The organism is Acidobacteriota bacterium (assembly GCA_034211275.1).
Taxonomy (GTDB): domain Bacteria; phylum Acidobacteriota; class Thermoanaerobaculia; order Multivoradales; family JAHZIX01; genus JAGQSE01.
This window is the reverse complement of sequence record JAXHTF010000054.1, coordinates 1-23,302: the sequence shown is the minus strand read 5'-3', so window position 1 is coordinate 23,302 and position 23,302 is coordinate 1. Positions and strand designations below refer to the sequence as shown.

Sequence of the window (23,302 nt, the reverse complement as noted above, 5' to 3'; positions counted from 1 at the left end):
CGTGCACTGGGGGAGAACGGCTGGATACCTAGAGGCTGCTCTCCGCCCGCAATTCCCGCTGCCCTGACGCCCACCGGGGCAATGGTCAGTCGGGTCTCCGAAGGCAGCTCTGCCCCCTCTTCGGTAAGAATCCAACCCCGCACGGAGGCGCCGGAGCGAAGCTGGAGGGGTGGCAACCTGATCTCCGAGATCCTCTCCTGCAGCTTGTTGGGGGAATCCCTGAAGCCCTCCTTGAGATCGACTCGCCAATAGGCCTTTCCGATGAAATCCTTCGGTTGAACGAAGAGATCCAGAAGCTCCGCCGGCAAGCTACACTCTGCCCGTGACTTTGATGGCTTCAACACGCAATCCACAGAGCCGGAGGGATGGGGCTGAGGAGTACCAGAAGCGCTGGGCGCGGGGCGAAAGCGAGCGATGACCTTCCGGGGGAAGGCTTCTCCCGGCATCGGCTTTAGGGGCACGAGGAGGGAGCGCACCGGCCACGCGTGTAGCGTCACTCGCGCCACCTCGCCCTGCTTTGCTAACACGGTAACTGCCGGACTCCACGAGTCTTTCTCCCGAACCTGGGCTCGCCACAGGCCAGGGGCCACCTGTAAGCTGCGCACTCCGAGAGCGGCGTCTAGAACCATCTCTCCTTCGGCCCTCGAAGACTGAGAGCCCAAAGGGGAGATCTCGACCTTCCAAGTGTCAGAGGGCGCAGGCGATGCGCCCTCCCACCGCAAATCTATCTGGACACTCACCGGAGTTTGCGGCTGCCGAGCCTCCGCCGCCGCCTCGCTCCGCCCAACCACGAGCCAGGACAGCCCGAGAAGAAGCACCGCTATGGGCCTCGAAAGTCTCCAACGATCCGAATACCAACTCACGGCTGGATACAGGTGTCGGACGACTCGTGGACAAAGAAGCAGTGATCCCAAACCACGCATTGGGGAAAACCGAAAGCTACGAAGTCTCTCTTCTCACAGGCCGCATAGTCATAGATTTGGATACAGAAAGAGGCCATACCACCAAGGCGGTCTTGAACGCCCCAACAGAAGTCGAAGGTCGTGCAAATCGCCCCTTCTGCGACCTCCGCCGGTCCCTGGACCAAGCACACCGTGAGTAGAAGAAGAATCCAGATCCAGCGAGTACTGAGCTTGCCTTGCATGGAAGCCTCCACTAACTTGACCAGTCTCCAAGGGAGACTTTGCCGTTGGTGTCAGTCCGGCCCCGCGCTGCACTACGAGATCATCGAATATCAGAATATTAGCATAGCCCCAGAGCCGCTATCCAAGACCTTCGACTCCATGAGACCCTTTCGACGGTGCGTATGCTAATCTCGGCTTTTCTGAAGCGACAATGTTGATTCCCTACAGCAAGGGCACCTGCACGGACTTCCGCCGGGGCTGAGATGGAGCAGGTGACCATCGCCCAGCTGAGCCGAATGGCTCTGCTCGCCTCCGACTCTCAGGAGCTCTTCCGCTGGACTGCGTCTCGGCTGATCGAGCTCTTCCAGTCCGACTACTGCCAGATCTTCGAGCGCGACGGCAAGGATGCGGAGCTGGTCTTGCGGGCCGAGGTGGGCTGGCCGGAGGACCCGGCGACGCGGCGCCAGCTCCAAGGGGAAGTTCTGGCCCAGGCCGGCGCCGCCCTCAGCGCGGCGCAACCTTCCGGAGGCGCTCCTCAGGAGGACTCGCCGACGCTCCACGAGAGCCAGCCGGTGCGCATCGTACAGGGAAGCCTGGCCACCGCCAATGTGCTGATTCGGGGCAGCCAGGGCCCGTTCGGCGTCCTCTCGATCCAGCGCCGCAGCGGCAAGGAATTCAACCACGAGGACATCCAATTCCTCCGCTCCGTCGCCAACCTCCTCACCGCCTCCATCGAGCGGCTGCGCCGAGAAAGCGAGCTCGGCCGCAGCTACGCCCTCAACCGGGCGGTGATCAGCGCCTTCCCGGCCCACTTGGTGGTCATCGACAACGACGGCAAGGTGCTGGCGATCAACCGGCCCTGGGAGGAGTTCCTCGCCGGGGACCGGGGATCGGTGCACGCTCACCTCACCGTCGGTAGCGACTACCTCAAGCTCTGCGAGCGGGCCACGGAGTCAGCCGAGGAAGGGGCCGGACGGGCGCTGGTGGGGGTCCGCGAGGTGCTTCGGGGAGAACGCAAGACCTTCGTCAGCGAGTACCGTCACGCCACCGCCACCCATCCCCGGTGGCTGGTGCTGCGGATCGTGCCCCTGGGGGATCCCCACCACGGCGCCCTCATCGTGCACGAAGACATCACCGAGCGGCGTCAGCTCAGCGAGCGCCTAGCGCGCCAGGTCCAGCACGACGCTCTCACCGGCCTGCCCAACCGCCATCTCTTCGCTGACCGGCTGCACCAGGGCCTGCTGTTGGCCCAGCGCTCCGGCACCGGCTTGGGCGTGTTGTTCATCGACCTCGACCGCTTCAAGCGCATCAACGACACCCTGGGGCATGCCGCCGGCGACGAGGTACTGCGCCAGGCCGCCGGTCGCTTCCAGAAGCACCTGCGGCAGACCGACACCCTGACCCGCATGGGCGGCGACGAATTCGTCGCCATCGTCTCCGTGCGCCACGGCATCGCCGACGCCCTAAAGGTTGCCCGCAAGCTGCTGGGCTCGCTCCGTCAGCCGCTGATCGCCGCCGGCCAGGAGCTCTTCCTCTCCGCCAGCATCGGCATCAGCCTCTTCCCGGAGGATGGCAACGACGCCGAAGCCCTGCTGCGCAAGGCCGACAGCGCCCTCTATCGGGCCAAAGCCCAGAGCATCAGCGCAGTACAGAGCTTTTCCACCGAGATGACCGTCGAAGCCATCGAACGGTTCGAGCTGGAGAACCACCTGCGGGTGGCGACGGATCGCGGCGAGCTCGCACTCTACTACCAGCCTCAGCTTTCCCTCGACGGCCTGAAGGTCGTGGGCCTCGAGGCATTGCTGCGCTGGCACCACCCTCATCGAGGGGTCATTCTCCCAACCACCTTCGTGCCCCTGGCGGAGGAGAGCGACCTGATCCTCAGCGTCGGCGATTGGGTCATGCGGGAGGGTTGCCGGCAACTGGTGGAATGGCAGCACGAAGGGCGACCACCGCTCCGGCTCTCCCTCAACGTCTCGGCGGTGCAATTCTCCCAGCCGGACTTCCTGGAGCGAGTGGAGGACTGCCTCCGGAGCACCCGCCTCGATCCTCGGCTACTCGACCTGGAGGTCACCGAAAGCCTCCTGCTGGAGGAGAGCGGCCGCATCACCGAGCGGCTCCAGCAGCTGCGCCAGCTGGGAGTCGGCGTCTCCATCGACGACTTCGGCACCGGTTATTCCTCCCTCTCCTACCTCCAGCAATTCCCCCTCGACCGGCTGAAGATCGACCGCCGCTTCATCCAGCGGTTGAATCCCGACCACAAGAGCTCGTCGGCGCTGGTGCGCGCCATCGTGGGCCTCGGTCATAGCCTGGGGATGAAGGTGGTGGCGGAGGGCGTCGAGGAGGTGGAACAGCTACGGCTACTCCGGGAGCTGCGCTGCGACGAGGTCCAGGGTTTCCTCTTCGCCACCCCTCAGCCGGTGGACACGCTGTGGAAGACCCTTCGCGACCTGGAAGGGACTCCTCCCGGTTGAGAGATTGGGTCGAGGCCAGGACCGCTAGGAACGCTCGAAGAAGATCAGCCAGAGAAAGAAAGGACCGCCGAGGAGCGCGGTGAGGATGCCCACCGGCAGCTCTGCCGGCGCCATCACCACCCGGGCGACGGCATCGCAAACGGCCAGGAACGCGCCACCGGCCAGGAGGCAAGCGGGGATCAACTGCAGGTGGTCGTGGCCGAGAAAGCGGCGCAGGATGTGGGGCACCATCAAGCCTACGAAGCCGATGGGGCCGGCCACCGCCACCAACGCCCCCACCATCAAGGAAGTGACCGCCAGCACCCGGCGGCGCAGGCGCGCAAGGTCGACTCCGCGGCTGGCCGCCAGCTCCTCGCCGGTGAGGAGCAGATTGAGCTCCCAACGCAACGCCAGCAGCACGCCGCAGCCCCCCAGCACCCACGGCAGCAGCCACAGCACTTCGCGATAGCCCACCACCGCCAGGCCGCCCATGGTCCATCGCACCATGCGATACGTCTGGGTGGAGTCGGAGAGGTATTGGATGAACAGAATCACCGCCGTGGCGGAGAGGGAGACGGCGATGCCCGCCAGCAGGAGGGTCGAGCCCTGGGCTTCCCGTCGCCGCACCGCCAGTCCATAGACCACCGAGCTGGCCGCCACAGCGCCGACGAAGCTGGCGATGCCGATGCCCGGTAGCGCCGCCCACCCCAGGAGGCCCTGGAGGAAATCGCCGCCCCAGCGGATCATCAGCACCGCTCCGAGGGCGGCGCCGACAGCGGTGCCCAAGGTGTAGGGCTCCGCCAGCTCGTTGCGAAAGAGGGTCTGGTAGGAGAGCCCGCACACCGCCAGCGCGCCGCCGGCAAGCAGCGCCAGGAGCGTCCGCGGCAGACGTAGCTGCCAGAAGATGGTGCCGGCGGTGGTGTCTCCATTCCACACCTCGGCCAGGGATAGGGGATGAGACCCCACCAGCGGCGCCAGGACCAGCGCCAGGACCCAGGCGAGGCCCAGCAAGCCCAAAATGGAAGAGCGCTTCATTCGACTTCCTTAGAAGGAAGCCCCTCACGGAGCGCCGCTGCATCCGCGTCGAAGAGCAGGCCAGGAATCGGCCGCGCCCCTTCCCGCAGCAGCTCGAAGGAAGCGTCGAAGAGCTGCCGCAACATCTCCGGCTGCATCAGCTCCCGAGGCTCACCGTCCGCCAGGATCGCTCCCCGGCGGAGGGCCAGTACGCGGTCCGCCACCTGGGATGCCAGAGCGAGGTCGTGGGTGGCGGCGAGCACGGTGGGAGCGCCCTGGGCCTTCAGCCGCAGCAACAGGGCGGCGATCTCCCGCTGGTGCTTGGGGTCCAGGTGGGTGGTGGGCTCGTCCAGAACCAACAGCTCCCCCTCCTGAGCCAGCGCCGCAGCGATGTAGGCCGCCTGGCGCTCGCCTCCGGAGAGCCGATCCAGCCGGCGACGGCGCAAATGCTCGATGCCCACCCGCTCCAACGCCGCCTCGACGGCGGCGAAATCTTCCTCCGACGGTGCCAGCTGCCAGCCCTTGCGGTGGGGATAGCGGCCTTGGAGCACCACCTCGCCGACCTCCAGGGGCACGCGGGCGGGCCGAATCTGCGGCACGTAGGCGATGGCCCGCGCCAGCTGCCGCCGCGAGCAGCTCCCGTAGGGCTCGCCGCGCAACCGCAGCTCCCCGGCGGAGGGCTCCAGCAAGCCCGTGACCAGACGCAACAGCGACGTCTTGCCGGCGCCGTTGGGCCCCACCAGCATCAGGCACTCCCCCTCCCGCACCTGCAGGTCCAGGGGGCCCACCACGGTCTGACCATCGGCGTCCCAGCGCACGCCTTGCATCTCCACCAAGGAGCTTCCCCGGGAGCCTCGGGAGTCGCCGGAGCCGTTCACCGAGCCTCCAGCGCCTGCGCCAACCGGCGGTAGAGCTTGGGCACCCGCGGCCCCGGGATCAGCGTGAAGTCCCCGGCGATGAGCTCCACTCGCCCGGACCGGGCCGCCGGCAGCCCCGCAACCCGATCCCAATCCGCCGTCAGGGCATCCTCCACCCTCTCTGCCTCCGCAGCTTCCAGGGACGCCGATTGCAGCTCGACGATGACCTCCGGATCCCGCCGCAGAATCTCCTCCAGACCAACGATGGGGTAGCGCAGGCCGGCGTCGGCGAAGACATTCACCGCGCCGAGTCTCCGGAGCAGCTCGTCCAAGAAGGTACCCGGCCCGGCCACCAGAACTTCCGCCGGCGCTCCGGGTTGGCGACCGATGGTGATCATCACCCGCACGCCGTCCCCTACGGACCGCGGCGCCAGCTCCTTCCGCAGCTCCTCGATCAACGCGCGGCCAGCGGGCTCGACCCCACAGCGCCGGGCGATGGCGAGGATGCTCTGCTCCAGATCCTCCAGAGTCTCGCTCTCCACGGTCATCACTTCGATCCCCAGGCGCCGCAGAGGGCCGGCGACGTCGTCCTCGCTGGGTAGCAGGATTGCCAGCTGGGGGTCGAGGGCCACCAGCAGCTCCAGGTTGGGATCCGTCAACCCCCCGAGGCGGGGCTTGGCGCGGGCCTCCGGCGGATAGTTGGCGAAGGAACCGACGCCGACGATGCGCTCTTCCAGCCCGAGGGCGAAGGCGATCTCGGTGATGCTGGGAGCGAGGGTGACGATGCGCCGAGGCCCTTCTTCGAGCCCCGACGCTCTGACCGGCGTGGTGGACGAGGAGTCTGCCGAGGGAACCGGCTCGGGGCCGGCGCAGGCCGCCGCCAAGACGAGGACCGCCAGCACGGTGGCCAACACGGGGGCAGGCACCGCCCGCGCCGACGATCCCCAGCTCTCAGCTTCGAGCCTCCTCATCCCCAGGACCTAGAAGCCCACCGCCACACCGCCGACGAAGGTCCGCCCCGGAGCCGGAAAGCCCAGCACCTCCTGGTAGTCCTCGTCGGCGAGGTTGAGAACCCGGGCGTAGGGCTCGAACCACCCAATATCCCACCGGGCGGTGAGGTCGACGGTGGTGTAGGAGTCGTTGGTCGTGCGGCCGAAGGTGATGGGATCGACGTCCGCTCGCTCTCCCACGTAGCGCCCCAAGACCTGCAGAGTCCACGGGCCGGGGCGCCAGGCGACCCTCAGGCTGGCGCTCTCCTCCGGACGGCGAAGCAACGACTCGCCGGTGGCTCGGTCCTCGCTATCCAGATAGGTCCCGGTCAGCTCCGCCGCCCAATCGCGGCGGCTCCAGCGTAGCGCCAGCTCAGCCCCCCGACTCTCCGCCTGCCCAATGTTGACGTTGACGAAGGTGACCGAATCGAATTGGATCAGCTCCTCCACTTCCTGGTCGAAAAGGGCCAGGTCGAAAGACCAATCCCCCGACCGCACATCGATCCCCGCCTCGTAGCTGCGGCTGATCTCCGGCTGAAGGTCGGGATTGCCGCTGAAGGGGAAGAAGAGCTCGCCCAAAGACGGCGCCCGGAAGCCCTCGCCATAGCTGAACCGCAGACGGGCGGAGGAGCCCAGAGCCAAGCTGAACCCGGCACTGGGAGACCACTCACCCCCGAAGCTCTCGTGCTCATCCCGGCGCACCGCCACCTCGGCAGTCCAGCGCTCGCCACCGTGGTGCAGTTGCACGAAGGTCGAGAGATTCTCCTGATTGACTCCATCCAGATTGGTGCCGAAGGTGGTGACATTGCTCACCTCGTCCTCCTGCCAGTCCGCTCCGCCGCCGATCCAGCTCGTGCCCCCGAGGTCGTAGGAGAGCACCGCACGCGTCCGCAAGCGCTCGGTCTCGGTGTCGTTGAGGGAAAAGCCGGCGTCGGGATCGCGGAAGTTGAACTCCGCCTCGGTGCGCGCCAGGTGCCCCTCCAGCTGCCAGGAGCCCCACACCGCCGTCACCGGCGCTGCCAGCTCGATGCTGCGGGCCTCTTGGCGGCGGTTGGGGGTGAGCACGGCGCCGCTGCGGGGAATCCCCAGCTCGCTGTCCTGGAGCCGACTCAGAAGCGACACGGTCAGCCCGTCCCGGGCCTGCCATCGGCCGCGCAGCTGGGCGCTGCCGGTGGTGTAGTCGTCGTTGACCAGCAGGCCATCGTCGGTGCTGTAGGTGCCCACTCCCTGAAGGGCTACCTCCCCGGCGCTGCCGCCGAGGCTCAACATACCCCGGCCATAGTTCCGCTCTCCCGCCTCGACGCTCAGTCGCGAGCCTTCCGGCCGGTCGGTGATCAGCTGCACTACGCCGCCCACCGCATCGCTGCCATAGACCGTGCTCAGCGGCCCTCGCACCACCTCGACCCGCTCCACCCCCTCGGTGCCCAGATGCGCCCAGTCGAACCCTCCGAAATAGGGATCGTTGAGGGGCACACCATTCCACAGCACCAGAGTCTGGGTGGAGGAAGTACCGCGCAGGAAGACCGACGTGACATCCCCCGGGCCGCCGGATTGGGCCACCGTCATTCCGGGGACGCTCCGCAGGAGGTCCAGAACGGTGGTGGCCTGGCGGGTCTCGATGGCCCTAGCGTCGAAGACCGTCACCGACGCAGGCAGCTCCGCCTCGGGGATTTCCTCGAGGGTGGCGGTGACGATGAGCTCTTCGTCGAAGTGGGGTTCGGGACGGACGACGGCGGGGTCTTCTGCAGTAGCGGGACGGGCGGGCTGGGTCGGCTGGTCGGCAACGAGTGCCAGGCATGGGATCGCGCCCCCGAGGATCCCGAGCAGCCCAAGGAATCGAAACATCGTGTGCTCCTTTGCGGCGTTATATGAGCCCCGATCCAATTCGCGGGGCAGCCGGTGAGCACACGACGGGGCGCGCGCCTGACCTCGCTCTCCCCGCGAGCGGATGGGACGGGGAGCGCGCGGAGGTAGGTCTCCTGGCTTCCGGATCTTCCTACTCCCGGACCTTCCCACAGCCTCGAAGCTTGCGCTCTTCGGCTGCAGTGGCTCTCCCGGTTTCGTCCCCGGTTACAGTGGCGGGGGCCGCGCCGGCTTCTCACCGGCTTCCCTCTTCGGATCCGCTGGAACGGATCACCCCTGCGCGCAACGGTTGCCGGGATGACAGCACCCCGGCAGACATCGAATCAAAGAACCATCTCGCCCTATCCTACCGGAAACGAACGAGTACGCTGCCCGGGCTCTCCTCGATCACAAAGTCCCTCAACAACGAAGCCCCGGCGAAAACCGGGGCTTCGGGGTCAGGCAGGAGCCTGCAGCGGCTGTCAGACAGCTTCTCAGATAGCTTGAATCAGGGCTCGTAGCCGGTGCCGTAGTACTCCTGGGCCAGACCGGAGTTGCCGTAGCTGGTGGGCACGCCGATGGTGTCCTCGGGATTGACGAACTGTTCCACCGTCGTCTGCGGCCGCTCCGGCGGACGGGAAAGGTTCTCGATGCGCTCCAGCGCCGCCAGGAAGGGATCCTGGTTCGCTGCCTCCGCGGCCAGCTCCTCGTCGGTGGGAGCATCATTAGAGATCACGCCGATCTCGATGGTCTTGGCGTCGATCACCCGCCCAAAACCCTGCTCCTCGGAGCGCGCCCGCACCTTAGCGACCTGGTTCGCCTCCAGGCCGATCCAGTTCCCGGCATCGGTGAGCACCATCAGCACACCGGAGTCCCAGCTGGCCACCCGCGGCTGACGCAAGGTCTCGAAGGTGGAGCCGTTCTCCATCGTCACCACGAACCTCTCCGCCCACACATTGGGTGCAGCGAGCAAGGCGATGGCCAAAACGAGGAGCAGCAAGGCTGGAGTCTTGTGGGATGCGTTCACGGCGAATCCTCCTGATTAATGCATAGCGACCGACGCATTGTAGCACGAAGCGTGAAAAAGCCTTTTCTCTTGCGGAGTTAGGGGCGCCGAGCCGCCGCGAGCTCAAGCCCCTTGCGCACCGAGCAGCGAGCCGGACTGATCCCCGCGAGGGGTTGAAACCGCCTCACTATTGCATCTCGCCCCCGCCGGGGCGACACCCCCACCCAGCCCAAGAGAAGATCTACGAGTCCTGGGACCGCTGGCTGACCGCCGGCTCCGGGGCGGGCGGCAGCGGTGTCCTCCGAAACCGGACGCCGCGGGCCTACGGATCCTCGACCTCAAAGACCTGCTCGAAATACCCGCCCTCTTCGGCTTCCGCCTCGTCAGCCTCGATACCGGCCAGCTTCTGGGCCAGGCGCTTCTTGTACTCCACCTCCATCTGCCGCCCGATCTGGATCCTTTGCGCCTGGGGCGAGCCGGCGCCGTGCATGGACTCGGTGAGATAGCCCACAGCGTTGCGCCCGAGGGTCATATTCTCGATCAGCCGCAGCACCCGCATCCGATCCTCCGTCGGAATGTCCTCCCGGCCCTTGAGGTATTTGCGCAGTAGATCCCCAGTCTCCGGACTGTCCAGATCCTTCTCCGACGGCAGCGTCACCATCAGCCCCCCGGCCAGGTCCTGCGCCAGCCGGCCGATCTCGTAGGGCATCTTGGTCACGTGGTGCTTGCACACGTTGGCGATCATGTCGTCATTGAGATAGCAGCCGGACTTGGTGGGCCGCGCCTGGTGGGAGGAGGCGATGCCGGTGGAATAGATCGTCTCGTTGAGGTGCGTCATCTCCACCAGCTTGTCCTTGATGTGAGAAGCCTTCTCCACCCCGTTGTAGTCGGCAATGGTCGCCGCGGCCCCGATGAGCACGTCCCCCACGCCGCTTTTGCACACATAGCTGCGCCGGTGGTAGCAGGTAAAGCGCTCCACCAGCATGGCGGCGAACTCGTGCTCGCCGTCCATGAAGACCAGGTCGTGGGGAATGAAGACGTCGTCGAAGAGGACCATGGCCTCCTGCCCGGCGAACCGCGCGTTGCCCTGGTCGAGGCTTCCGCCTTCCATGTGCCGCGTGTCGCAGCTCTGGCGCCCATAGATATAGGTGATCCCCGGCGCATCCACCGGCACCGCTCCCACCACCGCAAAGTCCTTGTCCCCGGGCCCCAACCGCAGCGTCGGCATCACCACCATCCAGTGGGAGTTGAGGCAACCCGTCTGGTGCGCCTTGGCACCGCGGATCCAGATGCCCTCGTCCGTCCGCTTGACGATGTGGACGTAGAGATCCGGATCCTCCTGCTGGTGCGGCGCCTTCGAGCGATCCCCCTTCACATCCGTCATCGCGCCCCCCACCACCTGGTTGCGCCGCTGGACCCCGGTGAGGAAGTCCTTGAAGCGCTGATGGTAAGGCGTGCCGTGAGCCTCGTCGATCTCGTAGGTCACCGAGTACAGCGCGTTGAAGGCGTCCATCCCCACGCAGCGCTGGAAGCAGGTCCCCGTCAGCTGCCCCAGCTTGCGCTGCATCTTGTTCTGCTTCACCAGATCCTCGGCGCTCCCCGCAATGTGCAGGAACCGATTCACCCGCTCCCCCGTCAACGGCGACACCACCGTCGCCAGCTCCGGCTCCCGCAGCGCCAACTCATACGTCTCCGCCACCGCATTCACCGAAGGCCGAATCACCGGATGATCCACCGGCTCCTCGACGCGCTCCCCGAAGAGGTAGACCTTCAGATTGCGGCCCCGGAGGCTTTGGATGTAGTCGGCGGCGGTGGTGATGCGGGGGGAAGAGGATTGCGAGGGTGATTGCTGGGTGGACTCTTCGGTCAGTGGGGCCATGATGAGGGCTCCTTTTCGAGGCTATGTCTCCGTCTCGGGCGCAGTGTCTTGGACGCGCACAAGGTCTAGGTCCGGCATCAAGCGCTGGAGGCCCCGCACGACGCGACCATCAAAATTCTCGTCCGCGGCCAGGCGGAGCATCAGGTCGCAGCACTGGAAACCGGCCGGCGAGCAAGAAGTCGCTGACGGAGATCCTCATAGCCCGGACGGCTCTCGATCTGCGCGCGGAAGGCAGCGTGCTCACGGGCCCGCCGAGAAAGGTAGTTGTCGACCTCAGAACGATGGCGTAGGTAGTAGGCGATCACGGCGTAGACATCCGCAAGGGCCACCGCCGAGTAGTCCTGCGCGATCTCCTCCGGCGTGGCACCCCGATGGAAGGCTCCAATCACCGTATCGAGGGTCACCCGGGTGTCGCCGATGCGAATGACCTGGCCCGGCTCCGTGGTGCGCAGAGGGACTGGGTCGGCTGTGGCTGGAAGATTCATGATGTACCTTGCCGACATTCTAGCTCAGCCTCGCAGGGCTTCGGCTTCTCGGCCGGAGTGCCAACCAAGCCCCCTCCGGGAAGCTAGTTGATTCTCCCGTCAACGGCGACACCACCGTCGCTAGCTCTGGCTCCCGCAACGCCAACTCATACGTCCTCTCAACCGCATTCACCGAAGACCAAATCACCGGATGATCCACCGGCTCCCCGAAGACGTAGACCTTGAGGTTGCGGCCCCGGAGGCTCTGGATCTAGTCGGCGGCGGTGGAGATGGAGACAGAAATGGTTTCGGCCGGAGTGGGCTGGGTAGGGGATGGGGTTCTCGGGGGCATGGGCGGGGACTCTTCTTGAACGGCTGGAGGGCAACAGCAGGCTTTAAGGTCTCTGCAGTAGTCGACTGCCCCCTCGGCAATGGAGACATTCATTCGGGGAACCAAACCAAACTAAGCCCACCTTACGCCTTTGCAGTCTCCAGCAAGGCCATCACGCCCATGAAAATTGTGACAAATATGCTCACCCTGAGGGACTCGTCCGCCTCCCCCGCAGTAACGAGAGAGTCGAAGTCCGCAGCGATAAAACTACCCGAGAGTACGAACCGGACTAATCGTGGGATCTCGCGCTTCAAGCCGCTTGGTCTAGCCCTTCCTGACAGATGAATCTCCAAATCTTCCCGATTGGCCACATAAGCTCGTCTTGCGCCCTCTAAAAGCTCAGAGAAACGGACGCTACACCCCTCGCGCAGAATCGACTCAAGCCTTGAAGAAAATGAGTTCGCCACACCATCACAATGCCGCCGATCATACCCCTTGGCGACCATTTTGGCTCGAACCACCCTCCTCAAGATCTCATAAATAGCCTCTCTTTCAGGAAGTGACCTTCGCCTCAACCCCTTAAGAACCTTCCCAAACTCTTCTTCGAAAATCTCCTTATTATGCTCCTTAAGCAGTCGGCCCAACACCACGCCCAGCCCCTCTAGGCCTCGTAGCAGCTGCTCTACAGATTCGAGCTTACTCTTCATTGTCGAGCCCCTCAAGCAAAGGGATCAACGTCTTCGCAGCCCGATCATACTCCCGCGCAGCAGCAACAGACTCCGCGCTCTCTTGAAGTAGGACCCTAACCGAAGCCTCCGGCAGTTCCCGCCCAAAGATATCCCTTAGGGCCTCCAAGAGCTCAACTTGAGCATCAACCAGATCTATCGCTTCTCTTATCTCGACTAGAGCATCTCTATCGCTAAGCTGAAGGCCCTCATCAATCCCTTGACCCTGCACCTCACCTTCAGAACCCTCTACAGATTGCAGAAACTCCGCCCAAAGCCCGAGCAATTTCGTTTCGGGAACACCCAGAGTTCTCGCATACCTTAGCAGCTCTTCCAACTCTTCCCTCTGTTTCTCCCTACTGCGGGCGGCCTGCCTGGAAAGAGATTCCTGGAGCTCCTGATACTCATGCGTCTTACCTAAAATAATCGGGTCAAATCTCTTCGCTCGACCTATATATGCCTGATTCTCGGTAAACGCTGTAACAAAGACTGGCTCGACGGACGGGTTCAGCTCACGTATCTTCTGAAACGCCAGTATGCCATCGATAGGCCTAGAATATTCCTTATCCACCCTGATGTCCATCACCGCCACATCCGGGCGGAAGGTCTCGCTCTGATTTATAGCCTCGAAGGGGTCTGTAAATGTGAGCGTTTGATACCCCATACTCTTAACCTTGAGCTCTAGCGCCTGAGCCACCTCCGGCATATCATCAAAAACCAGAACCCTCCCGAGACTACCCCCACCTGCATCGGAACTCACCACTCGAAGACTCATCAGTTAACCCCCTATAACTCAAAAACCTCTTAAAGAGCAAAAGTAATCGTGAACACGGTACCCTTCCCTACCTGAGAGTCGAATGTAATTCGACCACCCGCCGCCTCGACAATGCTCCTAGCGCTAGGCAGGCCAAACCCTGTACCACTCTCTCTGGTAGTAAACCCTGGGTCAAAAATCCTAGAGAAATGTTCCCTTCTAATACCTCGGCCATAGTCCTCAACAGTTAGACGAATTAGATCGAAATCCTTAGAGGATCGAGCTCGGATGAGCCGAGTGGTGACGCGCACCGGCTTGCGGCGAAAGCTATGCTCAATCGCATTCCTAATGATGTTCTCTACCGCCCGGTCCAAGCTAAGAAAGTCACCCATCAGAAAATATCCGTCCCCTCGCTTCGGACGATCTAATTCTTTTGCAAGATTTAGCTCAACTCTCACAGCTCGGGACGAGGCAAACGGCCTCAGAATACCAGTCGCGCTCTCTACGACTTCATTAATGTAGCAGCGCGCGACTTCACCTGGCCCAGCGCGACCTATCACTTTAAGCCTCGCCACCATCCTATTCAACTCACTCACCCGAGTAAGAGCTAGGTCGACACGCCCCGACATCTCCACAGCGATCTTTGTCCCTCTAGATTTCTTACCGAGCTCCTCCAAGATCCCACGGATGCCCTCTAGCCGGTTGCTGAGATCATGAACGATCTCCGCCACAACCATGCCAATAGTGACCTGCTTCTCTAGGCTATTTCTCTTCTCCTCGATCATTTCCCGCTCTGACAGCATACGTGAAGCGGTAGTAGCCATACCAACTTGACTCGCAAGAAGTGTCATAATACTGAACACTTCATCTGTCAGCGGCACCTCTGGCATCTCCGAAAAAGCCAAAACTAAGCACCCAAGGCTCTCGCCCCTGTCGATGATAGGAATGCCCACTTCATAGACCACCTCAGGGTCTATGACCAAAGGCTCACAATCATTCGCCTTTGACCCCTTCACCCAGACCTTTCGCTCGCCGAAGGTATAACATGCACCAGCAACACCCTCTTCACCACCTACCTCAAGCCCTTCGACCAAACCGTTATAGTCGCACAAGGCCTCCACAACCAACTTCCCTTCGTGGGCGAGGAGAAGAGCTCCTGCCGAGGCATATGTCAAAGAAACCAGACTCTGAAGGACAGCCGAATACATCCACGGAAGATCTGTATAAGAACCCACCCCACTAAGAAGCTTCGACACTAGCTCCAACTGGGCTGCCTTCGAAGAAAGCTTTAAAGCATAGTCGATTACAACCGCGGCCGCGGCAGCTAGGTTCTCCAAACGGCCGAGGGTGTAATGATCAAAAGCATACTCCTCAGTGCTGTGCAGATTTACCACTCCCACTGACCGCCCGTGCACCAAGAACGGGATAGCAACTTCCGAAAGCACCTCCGGCCTTCCCGAGATGGGGCTACAGCTTGGATCTCGAAAATGCGCTCGCTCCTTGGCATTATTTACGCAAACCGTTCGCTGATCACGCAGGGCCTTACCTGCATGACCAACACCGAGAACCTTGACACGAGCTCGGCTTTCAAGCCTCTCGCCAACGCTCACAACTTCAGAGAACGTACCCGACGTTGGATCCAAAAGGGATATGTAGCCATCTTCGCTTAGTGCAATATCTGACATTCGACCAAGGATACCCCGAAGAACCGCTTCTGGTTCGAAGGCAGGAGAGACCAACCGCTGCTCCAGGTCTCTGAGATAGTGGAGATCACTGCGGTAGTCAGCACTAGCCCTCTCCACAAAGTAAGACGACAGCTCATGCGCCACACGCTCCAAAGCATGTTGTTCATATGGAAGATAAGACTCGCCCCCCTTTCGACGCGAGAGTCGTATCACACCAAAGAAATTCTTCACAGTGTGAGAATGTCGAATCGGCACAGCCAGAAATGAACGCCAATCAGAGAAGTCTGCTAACTCCGCCTGATTTATCTCGCTATACTTATTCGCCCACGCTAGATCATCCGCGATCAGCGCAAGCTCCTCAGGATCGTCGATATTGTAAATCCTAAGAGAACGCTTATAGTAGGCAACCCATCCTGTCAGACCTTCTCCTACCCGGTATCGTGGCCGTTCAACTCTCCCTGTACCATAAAGGCCTGTAGTTGCCTCCAGTACCAAGACTTGCAGATCTGAGTCAAGAAGAAACATTGTACAGCCATCTGACGGGATGAGATTACGAATCAGCTCAACAACATCCTGCATCTTTCGAGCATGCGGATGTGACTTCAGCAGCGCTCGCCGAATAGGGGCAAGCAAAGACTCCCCGAACGACACGAAGAACTGACGGAGGACTGAAGATAAACCAAGCACCGCCGCCTGGAGAGATGTAAGCAACTGCGCACACTCAGAAGGCTTTCGCTTTGAATAGTAAGAGAAGACCCCAAGACAGGAACGACCTCGACCAATTGGCAAGGAACAAACCGTGCGCCAAGTTGTCGCCGGCATTTCACTGATCAAAGGAGCCTTCTCACGATATACGAGCGCTTGGTGCGGATAGTTGCGTTGAGAGAATCTCCCACCAGCCTCAGCGAGTTCCGGAATTGAGGAAAAAACCTGACTCAACGCTACGGATCGATCATCTTGAAAAGAGTCGGCCACGAAGACTTGAAATGCGAAATCATCCTCTATACATTTCAAGACTCGAGAGAGCTCTTTCCACACCCCATCTAGAGTGGAAGTCGCTCGCCAGCGACTCAGGGCCTCGAGAACAGAGGATAGCGTCTTTTGATTCTTCAAGAATCCCTCTCTTCAAGAGCCCGAGGGGTTCATTATATAGAGTCTCAACACCTGGACAGCTGAGATGTCAGTAACAGTCGCAGGGCCGCTGAAGACCTAACCCCAGATAAGGGAGTGCAGGCAATTAACTATCACTAGAAGCTCAGTGCCGACCAGGATCCATCTCCCTCACTCAAGGTCTCGGGAAGATATTACTGCACCGCCCTAACAGCCCGTGGTAAAAGTCGAGCCGCGCTGCGAGCGGTCCTTTTCCGCCGAAAAGAGCTGCTCGAGGCGAGGCGCGGGTTTTTCAGCAAGCTCCGCTCCTAGTGCACAATCACAGAGCAGAGGTTTCTACGGCCATCGCGGCGAGCGGAGGGAACAGGCGAACCACTACCCACCTTTCGCGAACAGCCAATCGCCCTGAGCAAATGCCTGGCGACAGCCCACTGTCTCTACTTAGATAAATGATCGTATCACAGCTGTCCCGCCCATCTCTCCAGCTCTCAGTATCAGGGAGGGTACCGCATATCCAGGCAAAGCAAAGTCTCAGCATTCCAGTCGACCGCCAGCATAAACTTCGCTCATTCGACAAATAGTAGAGTAGACAAGGTCGGCGCAGTAAGGACTTAGCGCTAGCTGGAGCGCGGAGCGTCTCCAAATCAGGGAAACAAAACCTTCACCGCCCCATCAACCACCACCAACCCCCGCGTCCACCGCCGCCCCGCAACCCAGAGCTCCAGCTCGTAGCGGCCAGCGGCGACAACGCCGAGGTTGAGCTCCCCATCGTCCCCGAATCGCAGCGAGGGACGGTAGCCGCTCAGGAACGAGGTCAACGGGATCCGCTCCTGGCTGGAGCGATCCTCGGGTTCGCGGCCAAGCTGATGATCCGTCGGCAAGGCGTGGAGCGCGAAGAAGGAGATCGCTGCCCCCTGGCAGTCTGGGAGGTTGCAGCGGAGTCGGAGGGGGAAGCCGTGGGGGATGCGGACCGTGGTCTCCTCGGTGCGGCCGGCCTCCAGGGGTTTGGGTGCGGCGGCGCCAGCGCCGGCCAGGGAATCGATCCAGGCCAACGAGTATTCGCCGGACGGCAAGTCGGAGAAGCTGCGGTGGCCGCCGGCGTTGGTGATTGCGGAGGCGATCATTCGGCTGCTTGGGTCGAGTACGGAGACCAAGACGCTCCGCGCTGGCTCGTGCTGGGCTCGCTGTAGCCGGAGATCCCACTGAACCGGCTCCTCGGGAACGAGCGGGAGGGTGAAGACTTCCTGCGGCTCGTAGATCCACTCCCCTCGGGACCGATAGCCCCGGCGGCTCAGCTCGAGCCTCCACGGAGGGTCCGGCAACGAAGGGATCACGACCTGCCCTTCAGCATCGGTGTGCTGGCCAAAGAGAGGCAAGAGCTGGCCGTCCGCCACCTCGACCTGCACTCTTTCGATGGGCTCGCCCGTGGTTTCATCGATCCCGCGAATCGACACGGGAAAGCCCGCCAGCTCGAAGATCCAGGCTTCAGCCTCATCGGTCAACGGCAGGATCACGTTTCGCGTGACGGTGTCGCCGGATGGAGCGGTGTAGGTGATGGAGACGGGACCGTGGGGCGCGGCGGGAAGCTCGAAGGTGCCGTCGGCTTGCACCTGGGCCAGCGCTGGAGCTTCGGGGAATCCAAAGCGGGCTTGGGCGCCGGGGACTCGGCTGTGGGACCAAATGATCGCTGCCCGGTGATTGGCGGGGTCGAGGCCCGGCGAGGCCCTGAGCCATCCGCCCGCCACAGGCTGGCCCCGGCGGGTAACGACTCCCCCCAGGGCCGAGGTGGCCGCCACCAAGCGATGACGGGTCTCCTCGGAGGAATGCTCGACCTCTTGGGCTACGAGGGGGCGTTCGCCGTGGACGAGCAGGCGGTAGCGGGCGGCCGGGAGTGGCTCAGTCTCGAAGCAGCCTGAGGAATCCGCCGTCGCTTCGGCGAGGGAGGCCAGGAACTGTTCCGCCGGATCGAAGGCTTGAATCCTCAGGCTCTCTGAACCAGAAGCGCCTTCCACGCACCCCGAAAGCGGCTCCCCAGGGCCGAGCAAGGACGGGGGAAGCTCGACGAGCTCCTCCTGGTGCACGACGACTTCCCGCCAGCCGGGGGCATAGGCCGCGGAGTGCAGACGGAGCTGGTAGCGACCGGGAGAGAGTCCAGCGAGGAGGAAAGTCCCTTCGGAGTCGCTGATGGCTTGCGGCCGGTGTCCGCGGCCGAGTTCGTAGAGCAAGGCGGGACCGGCGATCAGCAGCTCGGCGACGACGCCGGCCAGGGGCTCTCCGGTCAGGCTATCGATCACCCGCCCGCGCACGGCGGCGCCGCGGTCGAGCTGCAAGTCCCCAAGGTTGCGCGCCTCACCGGCTGCGATGTGCAGCCCGGAGAGGGTGAGCTCACGGTAGCCTGGCGCCGCGATGCGGACGCCGTAGACCCCGGGCTCCGGCAGGTGAAACCGAAACTCGCCCTCTTCGAGGTGGAGTGGATAGGAGCGGGAAGTCCGCCGGCCGTCCGGCCAAGCGCGGTCGAGGCGGAGGGTGGCCTCGCCGGTGACCACACCCTGCTCCCCTAACAGTCTTCCGAGCAATTGCTCACCGATTTCCAGCTGAATCGAATGCTCTGGGATCCGGTGGCCTCTATCCCCCGGCGACGCGGCCTTGTGCTCCACGGTCTTCGCGAGATGGCGATATCCGTCCGCCACCACGGAGAGGCGCGCCGGCCAATGAGACACTTGGAACTCGAATCGACCGTCCGGCCCGGAAAGGATGCTCGCGCCTTCTTCGGTGGTGATTTCGCCACCAACCACCGGCTGATCCCCGGGGCCGAGCAAGCGACCCCGAAGCCGAGAGCCCGAGTCGAGAGGCGGAAGACTGGGCCTGAAGGGTCCCTCGCTCCCGAGGGACCCCCGCCAGGGAAGGCGGCCGGGAACCTTGATCGTGACTTCGAGAACCTCTTCATCGGCGGGCAAACCGCCCAACTCGAAGGAGCCGTTCTCGCCAATCTCCGCACAGCGCCTCCACTGAGCGCTCCAGCCCCAGCCGTCGAAGGGATCCTCCCAAGTCGCACACACTTCGCCACTTTCGATCTCTTCCTGCGAGCGAACCTGCGCCGCGACTCGGCGTCCCGAGAGGAGCACGAGAGTCCGTGGCGGATCGGTGCCGTCGATGGGCAGGGTAGCCGGCGCGTACTCGGGATGATCCACCAGAGCCAGCACCTGCTGGAGCGCGGGGAGGGGCGACGCCAGCCGTCCCTCTGCATCGGTCTCTCCCAAATGCATCGGCGGCCTCATGCGGTGGATTGCGTCGTCGGCCGTCGACGGAACCCTCACCTCGACGACCGCCCCCGCCACTGGCTGCCCCACCTCGTCCACCACCTGCAGGTCCGCTTCGGCTCGAAAAGAAATCAGGAGGAGAAGGCTGAGGAAGAGGCAGAGGCTCCAGGGCAACCGGCGGTCTGCCGGGGCCTTGGCCGCGGGAACCGCCCGGCGCTTTCTCATCGAATCGGGCTCATCGGCTGGGACTCCTCGGTTGGAGCTCATCCGTTGTGGCTTATCGAACCTGGCTTGGGGCGCACTGGATCGGCTGCTCGCCGGTGAGCACCATGGAGGCGGAGTCCTCAATCCATTCCGAAGGAAGGTTCACCCAACCGATGATCGGCCGACCGTACTCTCCCATCCCCCCTTGCTCGAGCAAGATCCAATGCTCCGGACCGGGAACTAGAATCAGCCCCTGGGCCGATGAGGGAAGTCGCACGGTCCGCACCAGACGATCCGCGAAAGGGTCGATCTGATGCAGGTGCCACGCGGTACCTCCCCGCTCAGGGGAGCGCGTTAGGAGATAGAGGAACTTGCCTCGACCATAGAGCGCGCGGGGAAGGGTCATTGCCTCGATGGCCTCGGCTCCCAAACGACTGCCCTCCGGCGAGCCGGGGGACTCGGGCAAGACGGCGGTCTTCCGAAACCCTGCTGGAAAACTCTGAGGAGACAACTCGGGTTGATCGAGACGCAGAATCGAATGGGTTTGGTCAAAACGCAACCCGAAGACCCCGCCCCCAGCAGCGGCGAGCAGAGGAAGCGACATACCGTAGAACCTGGAACTCGGAGCGTAGGCATCGACTTTCTCGATCACTTTCTTGGGCGCCACTCGCGAGTCCACGACTGTTACCAGGGCAAAGTAGCGCTCCGCATGCGCCTCTCCCTCGCGCCGGATATAGCCGAAAACGAAGATATCCCTCCCGGCAGGATAGAAATCCCAAACCGCTAGCTGCACCAACGGGGGTTGCAGGCCCGTGGAGGAAGAGCTTTGCGGAAAATGCACTCCTGCTTGCGGGACGAGGTTTCCATCCGTCCAAGCCCAGCCGCTCATGCTGTCTTGCACGGCAAAGCCACCCTCCGCAGACCGAATGACCGACGGTCGACCAACCCCCAGTGGGTCGACCGCCCGGTGACGATGCCTCTCCAGAACCTCTCCTTGAGGACTCAAACGGAGTATCTGGCCGTCCAGATACGCCGTCAGCAGGATCTCTCCCTGGGCTGTCTGAACGCCACCAGACACGAGCGGAAAGTCATCGACTTCCAGCGTACGAACACAGCCGCGCTCCGAGCTCCCCCGAGCCAAGGCTTCGTCGCAGGTCAGGGCCCCGACGATCAGCGCACAGCTCATAGCCAGGAGCCTGAGAAACGTCAGCAGACAATTGATTCGATTCACTCGTTCACTCTTCAGGCCGCGCCTGCTGCTGGGAACGGATGACTTTGTCTCGACCCACAACCGGGGCCTGGAGCTTGCTCTCCGCCGCAGCCATTCTCGCCTCGGCCCCAGTTTCGAGCACCACCAGGCGCGAAGGTTCCGCGCTCTTGGTCCGCGGATCTCGGGGGGACAGGAAGGTGGCTTCGTCAAAGACCAAGAGGACGACCCGGCCATCGCGCACGTCGCCCCGGATATGCGCCAGCTTCGAGGGCGATTCAATGGGCAACCGGCGCCGCGAGGTCTTGCCCAGGGGCTCGAGGGCGATGAGCTCCCACAGCGTTTCTCCCGATTCAACGCGGCGGACCACCAGCTGCGGAACGCCGTTCACGATCAGGATCTCGTCGACCGTGCGAAAGCGGTTGAGATAGCTCCAGCGGGCGTCCGGATCCCGGGACAGGAGATTGCCTTTCTCGACCTCGAAGCTGCAATCGATCCCGATGCCCAAGAGCTCCGTCGACCAAGTGGTCAAGAGCTTCCCTGAGGCAGCCACGTGAAACGCGCCGGCTTCGACCCCTGGGATCACCACGACGCTGCCGTTGGGCAGAAACCGAATGCCGCCGACACCGAAGGTAGGGCAATTGACCATCGGGTGGGCGCCCGAGCCAGAGACGGAGCGGAGGATCGCGCGGGGCGGCGAGGGCTTGGATACCAGGGGCGCTATCCATCCAATACCCCCTTCCGGAGCCACCCGCCCATCAGAACCCCGGCGAACGCCGAGCACCGCGACGTGACCCTCGTGGGCATCGATGTCGTCGACCCCTTCGAAAGAGGTGCTGATCTGTTCGAGCTTTGGAGCGGAGCGGCGCTTCCAACCAAAAGCAAAAAAGGGTGCGGAAACGACCAGGAAATCCTCGCTCGCCGCGAGGTGAGCGGTGGAGAAGATCTGGTCCGAGGCGTTGCCGTCCCAGGTCTCCTGCACCAGCGATCCCCGATCTCCGATGATCGGGTACCTCACTGCGCCGGTATCCGACACTCCCAAGAAGACAGCGTCCGGGCCAGCCCACCGAAGGTCTCGGGCCCGCTGCAGATCCTCCGGCAGGAGCTCGTCAGAGAGAACCCGCCAAGACTTCGCGGAGGGCTCTTCGCCAAGGCATGGAAGACCGAGAGGACTCGCCACCAGGGCGATCAAGAGCCCAATCCGCAGAAGAAGTCCCGGCCGGTGGGCTCTTGACGCTTCGCCTCGCAGCATCAATGGACGTACTGCTGGCGCGGAGTGCAAACGCTACCGCCGATTGCACAGTGATTGCCGTCGTCGTCGGTCCATTCGGTGCGGAGGTTGGGTCGTGTGGGCACTGTGTCGCCTCCCTTCGAATGGTTGAACAGTTCGCCAAGCTTGCGGCAAAGCATCTGGATCTTCTGCCGGAGCAGGCCCTGCCGTAATGTCTCCTGCTTTTTCAAGCAACTAAGGCAACGTATATCAGGTGGCCTAGGGCGTCAACTTGCCACCCGTCGCCCGCTCGCAGCTGGCCGGAGGTTGCAGAAACCGTCCACCGCGAGAGGCTACCCCACGCGGAGCCACCGGCCCTGCCGTAGGGTGCTTGCTCGAAGCGGCAAGCCACCCCCTCACCGCTTGTTCTCAACGGCAAAGCCCGACCCTTAGTAAATCGAGTCGTTTCAAGGATTTGGCCGCGCCCGACCGAGGGCGTAGCGTAGGGCCGAACGCGGGGCCGGGGGCGAGCAATTCCGCTCGCGGCGCGCTCCGCGAAAGGAGAACCTATGCGACAGTTCTTTCTTGGCTGGGTTTTGATCGTTGGAATCGGAGCGAGTGCAGCTCCTGCAGCCGTCGGCGAGATGGGACCGCTCATCGACCCGGACGGCCTCGCTTCAACCAGCGGCGAGATGGGACCTTACGTCGATTCGGACGGTCTCGCGCCGACCAGCGGTGACATAGGACCTTTCATCGAGCCGGACGGCCGGCTGGCGGACGCGGTCATTGGCGAGATGGGACCTTACATCGAACCAAACGGCCTCGCGCCGAGCAGCGGCGACATGGGGCCTTACATCGAGCCAGACGGACGGCTGGCAGACGCGGCCGGTGGCGACATGGGACCTTACGTCGACCCGAACGGCTTCGCGCCCACCACTGGCGAGATGGGGCCTTACATCGAACCGAACGGCTTCGCGCCGGCCGGTGGCGACATGGGGCCTTACGTCGACCCGGACGGCCTCGCTTCAACCAGCGGCGAGATGGGACCTTACATCGAACCAAACGGCCTCGCGCCGACCAGCGGTGACATAGGACCTTTCATCGAGCCGGACGGCCGGCTGGCGGACGCGGTCATTGGCGAGATGGGACCTTACATCGAACCAAACGGCCTCGCGCCGAGCAGCGGCG

Annotated in this window: 15 protein-coding genes, 1 pseudogene and 1 riboswitch; of the genes and pseudogenes, 2 read left to right on the top strand and 14 right to left on the bottom strand. The window is 63.1% G+C overall.

Annotated features, from left to right (window positions below):
* Positions 1 to 1,396: 1,396 nt before the first annotated feature.
* On the top strand, positions 1,397 to 3,598 hold the full coding sequence (locus SX243_10965; GenBank protein MDY7093479.1) for an EAL domain-containing protein: 2,202 nt from the start codon (positions 1,397 to 1,399) through the stop codon (positions 3,596 to 3,598).
* A 24-nt stretch (positions 3,599 to 3,622) separates the two neighbouring features.
* Here the strand turns inward: SX243_10965 and SX243_10960 are convergent, their stop codons facing one another.
* The 14 genes and pseudogenes from SX243_10960 to SX243_10895 form a co-directional block, all read right to left on the bottom strand.
* Positions 3,623 to 4,612, bottom strand: coding sequence for an iron ABC transporter permease (locus SX243_10960; GenBank protein MDY7093478.1), 990 nt, complete (start codon positions 4,610 to 4,612; stop codon positions 3,623 to 3,625).
* Positions 4,609 to 5,469, bottom strand: coding sequence for an ABC transporter ATP-binding protein (locus SX243_10955; protein MDY7093477.1), 861 nt, complete (start codon positions 5,467 to 5,469; stop codon positions 4,609 to 4,611). The genes SX243_10960 and SX243_10955 overlap by 4 nt, the downstream gene beginning before the upstream one ends.
* Positions 5,466 to 6,419: a helical backbone metal receptor gene (locus SX243_10950; protein MDY7093476.1), complete on the bottom strand. Its 954-nt coding sequence runs from the start codon at positions 6,417 to 6,419 to the stop codon at positions 5,466 to 5,468. The genes SX243_10955 and SX243_10950 overlap by 4 nt, the downstream gene beginning before the upstream one ends.
* 9 nt (positions 6,420 to 6,428) lie before the next feature.
* Positions 6,429 to 8,282 (bottom strand): TonB-dependent receptor, encoded by a 1,854-nt coding sequence (locus tag SX243_10945; GenBank protein MDY7093475.1) that lies wholly within the window; start codon positions 8,280 to 8,282, stop codon positions 6,429 to 6,431.
* A 106-nt stretch (positions 8,283 to 8,388) separates the two neighbouring features.
* A riboswitch (cobalamin riboswitch) is annotated at positions 8,389 to 8,593 on the bottom strand.
* 194 nt (positions 8,594 to 8,787) lie between these two features.
* Positions 8,788 to 9,306, bottom strand: coding sequence for a hypothetical protein (locus tag SX243_10940; GenBank protein MDY7093474.1), 519 nt, complete (start codon positions 9,304 to 9,306; stop codon positions 8,788 to 8,790).
* Between the two features lie 301 nt (positions 9,307 to 9,607).
* A complete protein-coding gene (locus SX243_10935; protein ID MDY7093473.1) occupies positions 9,608 to 11,164 on the bottom strand; it encodes a 4-hydroxyphenylacetate 3-hydroxylase N-terminal domain-containing protein in 1,557 nt (518 codons plus the stop codon).
* 140 nt (positions 11,165 to 11,304) lie between these two features.
* Positions 11,305 to 11,649 (bottom strand): DUF433 domain-containing protein, encoded by a 345-nt coding sequence (locus tag SX243_10930; GenBank protein ID MDY7093472.1) that lies wholly within the window; start codon positions 11,647 to 11,649, stop codon positions 11,305 to 11,307.
* Between the two features lie 94 nt (positions 11,650 to 11,743).
* Positions 11,744 to 11,899: pseudogene (locus SX243_10925) on the bottom strand (4-hydroxybutyryl-CoA dehydratase).
* Positions 11,900 to 12,102: 203 nt separating this feature from the next.
* Positions 12,103 to 12,666 (bottom strand): hypothetical protein, encoded by a 564-nt coding sequence (locus tag SX243_10920; GenBank protein MDY7093471.1) that lies wholly within the window; start codon positions 12,664 to 12,666, stop codon positions 12,103 to 12,105.
* On the bottom strand, positions 12,656 to 13,447 hold the full coding sequence (locus SX243_10915; GenBank protein ID MDY7093470.1) for a response regulator: 792 nt from the start codon (positions 13,445 to 13,447) through the stop codon (positions 12,656 to 12,658). Before SX243_10915 ends, SX243_10920 begins: the two co-directional genes overlap by 11 nt.
* A gap of 41 nt (positions 13,448 to 13,488) precedes the next feature.
* Positions 13,489 to 16,137 (bottom strand): GAF domain-containing protein, encoded by a 2,649-nt coding sequence (locus SX243_10910; protein ID MDY7093469.1) that lies wholly within the window; start codon positions 16,135 to 16,137, stop codon positions 13,489 to 13,491.
* A 740-nt stretch (positions 16,138 to 16,877) separates the two neighbouring features.
* Positions 16,878 to 19,718, bottom strand: a complete 2,841-nt coding sequence (locus tag SX243_10905; GenBank protein MDY7093468.1) for a carboxypeptidase regulatory-like domain-containing protein — start codon at positions 19,716 to 19,718, stop codon at positions 16,878 to 16,880.
* Between the two features lie 52 nt (positions 19,719 to 19,770).
* Positions 19,771 to 20,928, bottom strand: a complete 1,158-nt coding sequence (locus SX243_10900; GenBank protein ID MDY7093467.1) for a hypothetical protein — start codon at positions 20,926 to 20,928, stop codon at positions 19,771 to 19,773.
* Between the two features lie 4 nt (positions 20,929 to 20,932).
* On the bottom strand, positions 20,933 to 21,922 hold the full coding sequence (locus tag SX243_10895; protein ID MDY7093466.1) for a hypothetical protein: 990 nt from the start codon (positions 21,920 to 21,922) through the stop codon (positions 20,933 to 20,935).
* Positions 21,923 to 22,683: 761 nt separating this feature from the next.
* Here SX243_10895 and SX243_10890 point away from each other — a divergent pair.
* The coding region (locus SX243_10890; protein ID MDY7093465.1) for a hypothetical protein at positions 22,684 to 23,302 on the top strand (619 nt) is incomplete at its 3' end.